The following is a 12,250-nucleotide window of genomic DNA, read 5'->3' as shown; positions in this document are numbered from 1 at the left end:
GCCTTGAACCTTTATGATGGTTCGAGGCTTTTTTGATAGGGAATAGAATGAAAAATACGGATTTCCTTCTCTTGAAGATGGTTGTACCTGATTTTTAGCAAAAGGTAGTTTATTACTTCCTGCATGGACACTTGCCAAGTCCACGTCACTAACTTATATCCAAGCAGCGCCTGTGCCGGCCACATCAAGCTTCCTCCTCCCCTAAAATGTCCGAAGAGTCCATCAAACCAAGGTGTAATTTACTCTTGAACTACCTCTACTAAGTAATCAAAGAAATATGTAAATACCAAAAAGAATGCTAGGGATCTTTGGTTGGTTCTTAATACCTAATTAATATAGTTTATTTATCTTTTTATTAGTCATATTTCACTGAAATTACTCATAGAAATGGACTATATAACCAGTTCCTTTGGGTGGAATCTATGATAAATGAAAGGAAAAAGACGATGAACAAAGTAAGAAGTAGAGTATATATAATTGGAACGATATTAGGGCTCGTGTGTGTTTTACTGTTCTTGACTATGCTATATCACCATCAACTGCTTTTAATAGAGAAAAATTGGTATCATTCTACTGTTTACATTTTTACTATCGTTATAGTCGCTGCGATGGCCTTATATTTGTTTGGTAGACCACTTCTATTATTGGGCCAAGCATTACATCAAAAAATAAAAAGAAAAGAACAAAAGGAGTACGTATTTATAAATAAAAACCTGAGACATCCAACATACAATGGAGTTTCGGTTATTGTTCCTTGTCATAATGAAGCCACTACAATTAAAGTATTAGTTCAATCATTACTTAAACAAAAGGTACCATACCCAATTGAAATTATCCTGATTGAAAACAACAGTACTGACCATACATTTCAAGTCATTACTAATTTAGCAAAAGACTTTGACACAATTATACCTCTATCGTATAAAACTCCAGTAAATCAATTTCCCATAAGTGCAGCGCTTAATTATGGATTAACTCATGCTAAATATCCTCTTATTGTGAGAATAGATGCAGACACTGAATTAGCAGATGAATATTGTATTGCCAGAGCAATTCAGCCCATAGTCGACGGAGTAGCAGTGGCATGTGCGACAAACGTAAGAATTCGGAATGTAAACCAGTCGATCCTAACAAGGCTACAATCAATAGAGTATTATCTAGCAATGGAGTTAGACCGAAGAGTCCAGCAAATGTACAATAGTGTCTTGTGTTGTAGTGGTGCTATGCAAGTTTTTCGTCTCGACTTATTAGAAAAAGTCGGTGGCTACAATACATCAAAATTAGCGGCGGAAGATATGGACATGACGTGGAAGATGCACCGTTTCGGCAAAATAAAGATGGTTCCTGAAGCTATTAGTTATACGGATGCACCTGCATCGTGGGAAGAGCTATGGAAACAACGAAAGGTATGGATGTTACTCGGGGTTATTACATTATATAGCCATCGTTTAAAGCTAGGAGACTATAAATATGGTCATAAAGGGATGTTAGGTTTACTCGGGATACCAACTAAATTCTTTGCTACTTTTCAAGCATTTGTGGCAATTGCGCTAAAGATAATACTATCGATACAATTAACTACCTCAGGTGAACCTAGTTCGATTCTTACTCACTACATTTATTTAACAGTAGTGCATATAGCGATTATAGGAATGGTTATGGTGCTAATTAGACCAATAGTCTATCACTCCCAGGGTTTTAAACAAATAGGGTTGCTTCCTTTTTTTGCGAGCATTTATGGATTATTTTTAGCTACAGCCCGATTTTATGGAGCAGTCCAAGGTTTATATGAAATTATGAAACAAAAACAAATTCAACAGGTCCACGGTAGAGCGAAGCACCCTACTATACCTTTACAAACTATTGAACATAAACGAACTGAAACATTTGATACACCAGAAAAACTTTTTAACTCTGCTCTGCAGCAAATTCGCTTAGGAAGAACGCAAAGGGGTATGTATTTCCTACTGAAAGTATTAGAACATCCAGATTCCACACCTATTTTAAAGAAAGTAGGCACGATTAGACTTAAACGATGTATAGAACTATTGAAATCTGAAAGACTAGTAATAACAAAAATGTCTGGAGGTAATTAATTTTGGTAATGGATACGAATAGAAAAAATAAGACATTTGAACGTTCAATCCACGGTTATAACAAAAAGCAGGTTGACTCATACATAGAAGAGCTTCGAAACGAGTATTTGGTGGTACTAAAAGAAAAAGACGAAATGGAGAAGAAAGTAAGGGAATTTCAGAAACAAGATGAGATGGTAAAAAAGGCATTAATTCGAGTAGAAGAAACAACGAACACGATTAAAAAAAATACGGTCCAAACAGCTATTAAAATAAAAAAACAAGCGATGTCAAAAGCAAAGGAAATTATAGTTTCTGCTGAAAGAGAAGCTCTCATACTTAAACAACAAGCAAAAGTTGAAGCAGAAAAATATATAGAAGCTCAAAAGAATGAAAGTATTCAATTAAGGAAAAAAAGTCAACACGAAGTAGAAACACTATTGTCAGCCGTTCAACATAAAGTTAGTGAATTTCAAACAGGCAAAGCCAATGAAATTGATCCACATTTAAAATATCCTTTTGAGAAAACAAAGCCGATAAAAGAGATTGATATTGACCCTTACTGTTTACGAATGGAAGCAGATTTAGTAGTTGGTAAAGTGGTTACACGTGACATCGTTGATGACAATGGAAGAATTGTTGTACCAAGGGCTTCAAAAGTAACAAGTAAAATGGTGAAAGAACTACTTTTCAAAGAATTGTACGGAGAATTAATAACAGCGGTTGATACGGCATAAAGAACGGTGTGTATAAGGTTAGCTTCCTTACTTTAGGAATGTCGTAGAGTCTAGGTTCATCATTATCTTTTTGATAAACCAGTGGCAGTAGAACAAAGTCGCCATATTACTTTTCCCAACCTAATTTATAGCCGGCGTATCGTAGCAATTGGTGATTAATAATTCGAAAATTAATCCCATCAGGAGATTCAGGCTTAAATACGGTTATTGTTGACCTGATTTTCCCACAGTTTGTGGCGTATTTAATATGTTCGAGTAAAGACTTGCTAATATCATCCTCAGTCTCTACTTGTCGCTTATCAACCACATGTAAACTATCCCAAAATAATCTACCAATACATCGATTGCTATTACGCCACGCCATTTTAGCTCCATGTTTTAACTCATCAAAAGTATGCTCGTACTTGCCATATTCTTTGATTAGTTTTTTAATTCTAACAACCGTTTCTATGCCTCTTCTTTAGTTCTCCCAAGCTCTTGATAACAAGTTATAATAAATTGTTTTGCTTCATCATATAGTTCGTAGTTCATGTAGACTATCCTCCGTATGCAAGAGCATTCAAGTGTAAAAGTGTCATAAGTATGACATAAGAAGGACGTTACATTCAAATGACAAAAAACTGAGACAAAAGGTTTTTCCCCTTTGTCTCAGCTTCTCGCTTTACTTAATTCGATAGGTTTGGAAGGTAGAAGGATTTAAACGTATATCATATACAGTGGTTCCATCGCCTACTGTCGCTGATGATTTTACTTCGTTAGATAAACCGACCTGCTCTAATTTTTTTCCTTTTGGTAGAAGGATGCTCCAAGTTTGTGGGATTTTAGCAAACGTTTCAATGACAAATACATCATTGTCATAGACGAAAATCCCAAGATCACTTGGACCTTGTACCTCAAACGGAAGAATAGATTCAGTCAGTACACTTCTTAATTTAGAAAGTACAGGACTTGGGAGTAGTCTCAGATCTGCAAAGTTGTCAGGTATAATGAAAGAGTACACTTTCCCTTTACTATAGTTATCGTACATTAATACAGGTATATTGTTCTGTTTATTTGTTCCAATAACCGTCTGCCAAGTTCCGTTTGTGCTATAAGAAAATAAAGGGAAAGAAATACCAGAAGAACCGAAAGTGAACTCTTCAAAGCTACAAACTTCCGTATCAATAGCAAACTGTTGAACATTCATCTTTTTACCGGTTGTCCGAATTGTCGTGAATTCTTCAATGCCGTTACCTTCCATTTTCTCAATAAAACCCGAAGTCATAATGACGTTTCCGCCATTTCTTAAGTACCCTTTCATTCTCTCAATGATTTGGCTATCTTTAGCGGCATTTGCTGTTACAAGAATTGGAGCGTCACCTGTTGGAAAATGAGGAGTAAGCTCAATTGGGATCCCTAACATTCCGAGATAATCATATAGGTGTTCCTCTCCTTTAGCTTGGTGAGGTTCGTATACCTTCAGACCGACTGGATTGCTAATTTCACTTGCAACTTGGTCTAGCTTTTCTAACTGAAATCCTAGTGCTGGTGTATAATTACTATCTTTTAATAACGAATAACAGAATAGAGTTAATTCTTTCGCTTTACCAAACACCGTTAAATTCGCTTGCTCTAAATAATAATCGATATACGTACAATCAAGACTGTCAAACCAACCGCCACCGTTCTTTCCAGGGACTAGGTTATCCATCCATCTTAATAAGGAATAGGATGCATATCTTGGTAAGTGTTGCTGAGTTGTTTCTGGATCCCTTGTTTCTGTACCTGTATAAACTCCATCAAAAATAGGGGGTTGTTCAATTGTGTTATAACCCGATGAAGAATATGATTCATTCCAATTCGGATACTTTATAACCATTTTCACATTAGGATTAACTGCTTTTGCAGGATTTACGACTAGATTTTCAGAGACGTCTTGTAAAAGAGCAAGTCTAAACTCTTCCCATGTACGGTCCCCTTTTAGAGAAAGACAATCATCACATCCACAATTTGTAAAGAAGAAGTCATCAAGGATGATTTCATCAAATACAGAAGCTGTTCTCTCAATCACTTCTTTCATTTTTGCTCGAGAAGCTTCCTCTGTATAACAAATTCCACCAAATAAGCGATTATAACCAGGACGATATGCTTCACCAAGAGTAGGTGTTATCCCCCCAGCCACTTCGATTCCTCTTCCTTCAAGGAATTGTTTTAATTCTAGTAATCTTTCTTTACTTAACGTCACATCTCCACGATGACTTTCTACATAGACCTTTGATACATTAATATGTTTTTCAAAAAAATCTAATTCATTGCTAAGTTGCTCAAAACTATTATCTAAGCATGAAGCCGTACAATAAATAGCAACGTTAAAATTATCATAAACCTTTTTCATAATATCCTCCTTATAGTAGATATGTAATAGCCCTTATAAAAGTAAGCGCTTTCTTTATGTGGTTTGGTGTTTCTGTACTTTCTATCATACCAAAAAGAGAACACTAGGTGCTAGTATAGTCATCAATGTATAAAAGGAATCCAACATTATCGAATTTATAGAAATAATCTCGAAAATTGTCGTTAATCAATAGTTTCTTTTTACTGGGTAAAAAAGGTATAATAGTAATGTAGAAGGGAACGATGAAGCATATTTTTATTTTGGGTACTTTAAATATGTGGAGTTATTAGTACAACCGACCTCCTTATATACGTAAAGGGGGAGTTAAGATGATATCCAGTTCTACCATTATACCTACTAGTATGAAATCAACTGAACAATTAGACCCTGAGTGGAAAGAGCTACTTGAAGAGGCACGCAATTTAGGATTGACAATTGAAGACATAAGGACGTTTTTGCAGTCAAATCAATCTAGCTAATAGCATAGGTATTAGGAATTAAAAAATAGAGATAGAGGTCTTACACAAAAGGAGGTAATTACTTTCTTTTGTTTTTTTTTCTTGTCCGTTTGTCTTCGGATTCCTTTGCAACAATAATTTAGAAGAGAGTCAGACATAACTATTAAAACAGTAGCACGGACTTCAATCGACCAAAAATCAATTGTGAAAAAACATTCACAACAAGAGGTAAAAAGGCTGTGGCAATTACGCGCTTACGGGCCGGGACAATAGGTATAATGCAGAGGGCGCTGAAAAAGTCTGTTTTTAACTTTTTCAGTGGCTACATAATGTAACCTTTTGTCCCGGTTCCTATTTTTTTATGCAATGTATTATGAGAGAAACGTTACGTGTAGTCAAACCTATTCATCGCGTGTGTTCTGTGTAATCCCTAGAATAGAAACAGATTGGTGGATTACAAACGGCAATTCTTTACTATCATCTGCTTTTTTCTTCGAATGTTTATGTTTAACATCTACCTTTATTTTAAAAGTACCATGGTTAGATGGAGTCCAAACCAAGCTAGATTTTGAAGAATAATCTTGTAACGTAACCCATCCATGACCGTCATATATGGAAAACTTATAAAGATGGTTTTTCTTATCATTGGAGAGAGCGTTTATTGTTATCTCACTATTAGCTGTTTGTGGGCTGCTTTTGTCTGTTGTGATCTCTTGTATAGTAGCTGGAGCAAATATCGTATAATTGATTTCCTTCACGCTATCATGTTTTTTTGTTGAGTATTTATGTTTAACAAGTACTTTAACTTTGTAATTTCCCGGAGAGGAAGGGGTCCAGTTAACCATTTTACTCTTTGAATAATCTTGAATCGTTTTCCACTTTTCGCCGTTATGAACCATAAATTTAAAGCTATTATTTGCGTTGTCATTTGAGTTGGCTTCAATTTGTATAGTTGTTTGTGTAGGTTGAGGCCCTTTTTTATTAGTTTTTAACGAAGAAACAGTAGCTGGATTATACACCTTAAAAGTAATTATTTTTTCATGATCTGCTTTTTTTGCAGAACTTTTATGTTTTGCTTCGACTTTAATTTTATATGTCCCAGCTTTTGTTGGCTTCCAAGTGATTTTGCTTACTTCAGAGTATTTTTGAATGGTTTTCCATTTATTACCGTCGTAAATTGAAAATTTAAACCGATTGTTCTTATTATCATTCGATTTTGCTGATACTGTTACGGATGTGTTTGTTACTTGTGGACTTGATTTATTTACAGAAACTGAACTAATGGATGCTGGTTTGAAAACCTTATAACTTATTACCTTTTCATCTTCTACACCAGAACCGTTTTTGTTTTTCACTTGGACTTTTATTTTATAGCTACCTGCTTTTTGAGGTTTCCAAGTGATTTGGTTTTTACTTGTGAAGTTTGAAAGGGTCTTCCATTTGCCTCCATCATAAATAAGATATTTATACCTTGTGTTTATGCCACTAACCGTTTTCGCAGTGATTGTAACAGATGTATTGGTAGGCTGGGGACTAGTTTTATTGACTGTTACACTGCCAATTTTACTTTTCAGTCCGTATCCATGATTAGTGGCTATTGTATCAAATGATTGTTTAGAATGTAATATCACAACTGGTGTATGAAGGGCAACTTGGTCATATAGCCACCTTACTTCTTCATTGTACATTCGAATACAGCCTGCACTTGCATAAGTTCCTATTGAACTTGGGTTGTTGTTGCCGTGTATAGCATAGGTTGTTCCATAAGTTCCACGAGCATTTATCCCTAACCAACGATCACCTAATGGATTTTTAGGATCTCCACCAGCAATGTTTTCTTTATAATAGGGTCGATTTTTTATCTTGTTTACAACTTTAAAAGTACCTTCAGGTGTAAATCCAGCCTCTCGTCCAGTAGCTACATTAAATGTGCGAACCAACTTTCCGTCTGAATAAAAAGCCATTTGATTATTCGTTTTGTTAATGATAAGTAGCTGTCCAGTGCTATTAGCTTCACTGAAACCAGCGCCAATAAAATAGGAAACAAGCAAAAATAAAATAATAGCTATTTTTTTCATTGTACCCCACCTCCTTGAAAATTTTACCTAGGTACATAAAGAGTATAACTAGTACACTCTAAAAAACTTGTAAAAAAATGGAGTCGAATCCTAGGAATCTTTCGACGTAGTTAGACCTATTAATGAACTTGTATAAACTTTTATAGATAAACAAACGGTAATGAAGTATTCTATATGGTATGTCGATAAAGAAGAGTAAGAGGTTACACTTATTTGGCTATAGTTTTTGTATGTTCACACCAACATCGAAAAAATCCAATTTGGTGTAATTTGAAGGGTTTTATTTCTAAAAAATGGGATTTTAGTAGGATTAAGTATCTGCTTTAATTGAGTTTTTTCGACTTTTTTGTTATATTACCTTTTAATTAAAGGTATATAGTAATATAATTGGTAATAGGAAATTTTAATAGAGTAGATTATAAAAAAATTCAGCTTGGTTAATAAAGTATGACACATGAATGAGGGGATGAATTTCTTGAATCTAAAAGCAAATAAAGTCCCTATCCTAGAGACCCATAAGCTTTTTATATATGTTATTCTTGTTGCATTTGCTTTTATCTTAAAAGTTAACAATTTCCATTTTGTGTATGGTGTAACAATCGTATTTTCAAGTATATTTTTATTGGTTATTGTCAGGTTATTTGGACTTAGAATAGGAGTAAGTACAGCAGTTGCGATTCATTTAGTATCCGTATTTTTCTTTGGACAAGCAATGATGGATGCTCTTGTCCTTCTAGAAGTCTTGTTTATTGGTTTGATTGGGTTATATAAAAAAAGAGGAAACTTGGTACTTTGGGATTTATTCTTTTGGTTATCCTTGGGGATTCCACTCTTTGTAATAGCTTATTGTCAGACGTTCGATACAATAAATAGTTCTATGTATTTTCAAGTCACGGTATTAGTTACAAACGGATTATTAAATGCTTTAATTGCCGACATTATTTTGACCTACTTCCCATTTTCCTACTTTCTTAATAAGAAAATAGGTCTTAGAGAATTTCTAATTTCTTCACATCAAATTCTTTTTCACTTGCTTGTGGTTGCTGTTATTTTCCCATTCATATTAAATGTCGGGATAAATAGTTGGAACATGTATGAAACAAACCGAAGTCAAGCGATCTCAACCTCTTTAAATAATGCAAACCGAGTTGGTGGAGAACTGAGTGGATGGGCAATTGGTGAAAAACATAAATTGGAGTTGTTCGGTCTTATTCAAACGGGTTTACTAGAAGATTTTATAAATAGGTTAAGCTTTGAAGAATCATATGAAATCGTAGTGTTAGACTATGACTATAATGTCATTTCTGCATCTGGGGAGATGGAGTTAGAACCACGAAGTTCATTTCACTGGAAAGAAGTAAATGAAAATCAACTGGTCGATGATAACTTTTACCAATCATTGCCAAAAAATGATTTAAGCTTTTTATCAATAAACACGTGGTCAAAAGGCTATTATATTTATGAAAAAAAACTAGATTCACCACAAGTAATAGTAAATGTACTATTTCCTATTTCTGTTTATCAATCCACCGTTTTTGGGCATTTTATGGATCAATTCCGCTTTCTTTTGCTTTTTGCTGTTGCGGCAGTTGTATTTGCTGTTGTCATGAACAGGATATTAGTAAGAACGATAAGTCATCTAGCTGAAACGACAACAGGATTACCAAAAAAGCTAAAACAAATGGAACTGGTGGAGTGGCCTAATAGTCATTTAGTTGAAATGAAGTCTTTGATTACTAACTTTCAACATATGTCAGAAAACCTAAAACAACTTTTTGAAGATAGTTACTCAATGAATCAAGAATTAGAAGAACAAGCTAATAAGCTGAAAAAATCAGAAGAAGAACTGCATAAACTAGCATATTACGATGTACTTACGGAGTTACCTAACCGACTTCACTTTCAGCAACATTTAAAGATTTTGTTGGAAAATGAGTATAAGGAAGAAGAAAAAATAGCTGTTGTGTTTGTTGATATGAACCAGTTTAAACAAATTAACGACACATTAGGACACTCTTCGGGAGACCAATTATTGAAGTTGGTTGCAGAGAGATTTTCAAGTTTAAAGAATGAACGTATGGAAGTTTTTCGGTTAGGTGGTGACGAATTTGTATTTGTCGCAAAACAACTAACGATTGAAGAAATTAAATTATCATGTAGAGAAATCACAGATATCTTTTCGGAGCCAGTTATCTTAAATGGTTCTCCATTATATGTTAGTGGGAGTATAGGTGTAAGTATATTTCCAGACAATGGTACAGATATAGATACATTAGTTAAATATGCAGATATGGCAATGTACAACTCTAAAGAAAATGGTGGAAATCAAGTACAGTTCTTTGATGACAGCATGAAAAAAGAATTCTCAGAACGAATGGTCATCAATAACGGGTTAAGAGAAGCTCTTGATGAAAATCAGTTTGAGCTTTATTATCAGCCAAAGATAGACTCGGCTACAAGAGAAGTTACAAGTATGGAAGCATTAATGCGGTGGAGTCATCCGCAGTTAGGCGCAATTTCCCCAGCTATGTTTATTCCAATTGCAGAGGAATCTGGAATCATTATCGATATTGATAATTGGGGTATTCATGAAGCATGTAGGCAAAATAAAGTTTGGCAAAATCAAGGTGCAAAAAAAATACCTGTTTCTGTTAATCTGTCGGCAAAACATTTCTATCAAGATAATATTGTTGGGATGATTCAAAGTGCCATTGATTCGTCTGGTCTAGAACCGAAGTATTTGCAAATTGAAATAACAGAAAGTATTTTAATAAAAAACATGGATGAAGTAGTTAAAATCATTGAGAGAATACACAATTTAGGTGTTCAAGTTTCCATTGATGATTTTGGAATCGGATATTCTTCGTTAAATCATCTACTCCAACTTCCGATTAATGAAGTGAAACTGGACCGAGAGTTCATTCGAAGTATAGATGAGAATAAGAAAAAGGCTTCGATGGTAAAAGTTATTGTAGAGTTAGCTCATAGCCTGGGATTAAATGTAGTAGCGGAAGGTGTAGAAACAAATGTAGAGTATGAGTTTCTACAGCAAGTGAATTGTGATGAAATTCAAGGCTATTACTTTAGTAAACCATTGTCTAAAGAAGACTTTTGGAATATGCTGAAACATGATGTAACATACAAAGGAGTGAAATAAGCATGATCAAAGTTAAATTTCTTTTCTTTGTTTTCCTCCTTGTTTTGGTTGGTTGCAATCAAGGTGAGTGGGTGGATGAACAACCAGCTAAGCCTGTTGAAGGTGAAGTTGAAACGGAAGCGGACGTTAATCTATTCAAAGATGAAATTACTATTAAGGTATGGTCTTATTATGAAGCTGGACTTGAAGAAGCTTTCCAACTATTTCGAGTGAAATATCCAAATATTAAATTTGAATTAGAAATGTTAGACTATGAAAATTATCATAATGTCTATTTTGAAGCGCTTGTAAATGGTGAGGGGCCAGATATAATGTTTATTGATAGTCCCCATTTTGGTGAGTTTAATTCAATAGAAATTTTTCAAGATTTGTTAGAAGAACCGTTTTCAATGGGAGACTATCAACAGAATTTCTCAGAATCACTTTGGAATGTTGGTCAATCCTTTGACCGAAAGAAAATGGTTGGGTTTCCAGTAAATACAGCACCGCATGTTACTTTTTATCGAGCAGATATCATGGAAGAGTATGGATTTCCGTCAGATCCAGAAGAATTAGGTAATTATATGGAGGACCCAACGAATTGGTTGACAATGGCTAATGAATTAAAGAAGGACTCGAAATATTTGATTCAGTGGCCAAATAACATTAGAGAAATATATGATACTGGGACAGCGATTTTTGATGAAGATTTAAACTTTATGAGGAATACTCCAGAATATGAACAAATGATTGAACTAGCTAGACTTGTTAGGCACGATAGTTTAACGTTAGGAATAGACATTTGGTTAGATCAGGAACCGATAAAAAACGATGAGTTAGTCATGCTTTTCCTAGGAACGTGGGGTTCAGATTTATTAAAATCATGGGTTCCCGATCAAAAGGGTAAATGGAGAGTAACCAGACTACCTTTTAATATTTACGGGTGGTCGAACAGTGCCATTATGTCAATACCCCTTGCCAGTGAAAATAAAAAAGCAGCCTGGGAGTTTATTAAATTTTATTCAATAGAGCTTACTGGGGGTGAAGATTACATTGTATCTGTACCAGGATATTTGCCTTCACGAGGAAATGAGAGGGCACGCTCTACACCTAATTATTATTTAGGTGGGCAACAGCCCCGACAATACTATGAAGATTTGATTTACAAGACGAAAGAACACATTATTACCCCATTAGACAAAGATGCAGAAAAAATATGGAGTGATAATTTTGAAAAAGGAATTCAATGGAATATAAGTGGAGATGAAATTATAAAAAGAACAAAAGAAGATATTGAAAACCAGCATGGACGTGTAAGAGAAATATTGCTTGAAAGTAAAAATAATAGTCAGTAGGGTTGAGATAAGTATTCCCAAGTAATCCATTGTTAGG

General features: G+C 34.6%; 9 protein-coding genes and 1 riboswitch. Of the genes, 5 read left to right on the top strand and 4 right to left on the bottom strand.

Annotation, left to right across the window (positions count from 1 at the left end; translation table 11 throughout):
* Positions 1–11 precede the first annotated feature (11 nt).
* Positions 12–185 carry a hypothetical protein gene (locus BK585_RS24215; protein WP_170885682.1) on the bottom strand — a complete coding sequence of 58 codons (174 nt, stop codon included), beginning with the start codon at positions 183–185 and terminating at the stop codon, positions 12–14.
* Between the two features lie 237 nt (positions 186–422).
* Here BK585_RS24215 and BK585_RS21860 point away from each other — a divergent pair, with 237 nt between their 5' ends.
* Complete coding sequence (locus BK585_RS21860) at positions 423–2,096, top strand: glycosyltransferase family 2 protein (RefSeq protein WP_078556288.1); 1,674 nt, start codon at positions 423–425, stop codon at positions 2,094–2,096.
* A gap of 8 nt (positions 2,097–2,104) precedes the next feature.
* Positions 2,105–2,812, top strand: coding sequence for a DivIVA domain-containing protein (locus BK585_RS21855; RefSeq protein ID WP_139367618.1), 708 nt, complete (start codon positions 2,105–2,107; stop codon positions 2,810–2,812).
* A 106-nt stretch (positions 2,813–2,918) separates the two neighbouring features.
* Here the strand turns inward: BK585_RS21855 and BK585_RS21850 are convergent, their stop codons facing one another.
* Both BK585_RS21850 and BK585_RS21845 read right to left on the bottom strand, forming a co-directional pair.
* Positions 2,919–3,245: a nitric oxide synthase oxygenase gene (locus BK585_RS21850; protein WP_419095578.1), complete on the bottom strand. Its 327-nt coding sequence runs from the start codon at positions 3,243–3,245 to the stop codon at positions 2,919–2,921.
* A 228-nt stretch (positions 3,246–3,473) separates the two neighbouring features.
* Positions 3,474–5,186: a permease gene (locus tag BK585_RS21845; RefSeq protein WP_078556283.1), complete on the bottom strand. Its 1,713-nt coding sequence runs from the start codon at positions 5,184–5,186 to the stop codon at positions 3,474–3,476.
* A gap of 226 nt (positions 5,187–5,412) precedes the next feature.
* Positions 5,413–5,496: riboswitch (cyclic di-GMP riboswitch) on the top strand.
* Positions 5,497–5,515: 19 nt separating this feature from the next.
* Here BK585_RS21845 and BK585_RS21840 point away from each other — a divergent pair.
* Positions 5,516–5,665 (top strand): anti-repressor SinI family protein, encoded by a 150-nt coding sequence (locus BK585_RS21840; protein WP_078556281.1) that lies wholly within the window; start codon positions 5,516–5,518, stop codon positions 5,663–5,665.
* Positions 5,666–6,045: 380 nt separating this feature from the next.
* On the opposite strand, the gene BK585_RS21835 is transcribed toward BK585_RS21840, so the two are convergent.
* Positions 6,046–7,722 carry a triple tyrosine motif-containing protein gene (locus BK585_RS21835; protein ID WP_078556279.1) on the bottom strand — a complete coding sequence of 559 codons (1,677 nt, stop codon included), beginning with the start codon at positions 7,720–7,722 and terminating at the stop codon, positions 6,046–6,048.
* Positions 7,723–8,197: 475 nt separating this feature from the next.
* On the opposite strand from BK585_RS21835, the gene BK585_RS21830 reads away from it, so the two are divergent.
* Entirely contained in the window at positions 8,198–10,879 is a 2,682-nt protein-coding gene (locus BK585_RS21830) for a putative bifunctional diguanylate cyclase/phosphodiesterase (protein ID WP_170885681.1), read from the top strand.
* Between the two features lie 2 nt (positions 10,880–10,881).
* The gene (locus tag BK585_RS21825) at positions 10,882–12,213 is read left to right on the top strand and encodes an ABC transporter substrate-binding protein (protein WP_078556275.1); all 1,332 of its coding nucleotides are present in this window, start codon (positions 10,882–10,884) and stop codon (positions 12,211–12,213) included.
* Positions 12,214–12,250: the final 37 nt, after the last annotated feature.

Source organism: Bacillus alkalicellulosilyticus, from assembly GCF_002019795.1.
Classification (GTDB): domain Bacteria; phylum Bacillota; class Bacilli; order Bacillales; family Bacillaceae_F; genus Bacillus_AO; species Bacillus_AO alkalicellulosilyticum.
This window is presented reverse-complemented; position numbering and strand designations above follow the sequence as displayed.

Bases quoted from the DNA above. Each gene is read 5' to 3' on its own strand.
- BK585_RS24215 (WP_170885682.1), bottom strand. From the start codon at position 185: ATGTGGCCGGCACAGGCGCTGCTTGGATATAAGTTAGTGACGTGGACT.
- BK585_RS21860 (WP_078556288.1), top strand. From the start codon at position 423: ATGATAAATGAAAGGAAAAAGACGATGAACAAAGTAAGAAGTAGAGTA.
- BK585_RS21855 (WP_139367618.1), top strand. From the start codon at position 2,105: ATGGATACGAATAGAAAAAATAAGACATTTGAACGTTCAATCCACGGT.
- BK585_RS21845 (WP_078556283.1), bottom strand. From the start codon at position 5,186: ATGAAAAAGGTTTATGATAATTTTAACGTTGCTATTTATTGTACGGCT.
- BK585_RS21840 (WP_078556281.1), top strand. From the start codon at position 5,516: ATGATATCCAGTTCTACCATTATACCTACTAGTATGAAATCAACTGAA.
- BK585_RS21835 (WP_078556279.1), bottom strand. From the start codon at position 7,722: ATGAAAAAAATAGCTATTATTTTATTTTTGCTTGTTTCCTATTTTATT.
- BK585_RS21825 (WP_078556275.1), top strand. From the start codon at position 10,882: ATGATCAAAGTTAAATTTCTTTTCTTTGTTTTCCTCCTTGTTTTGGTT.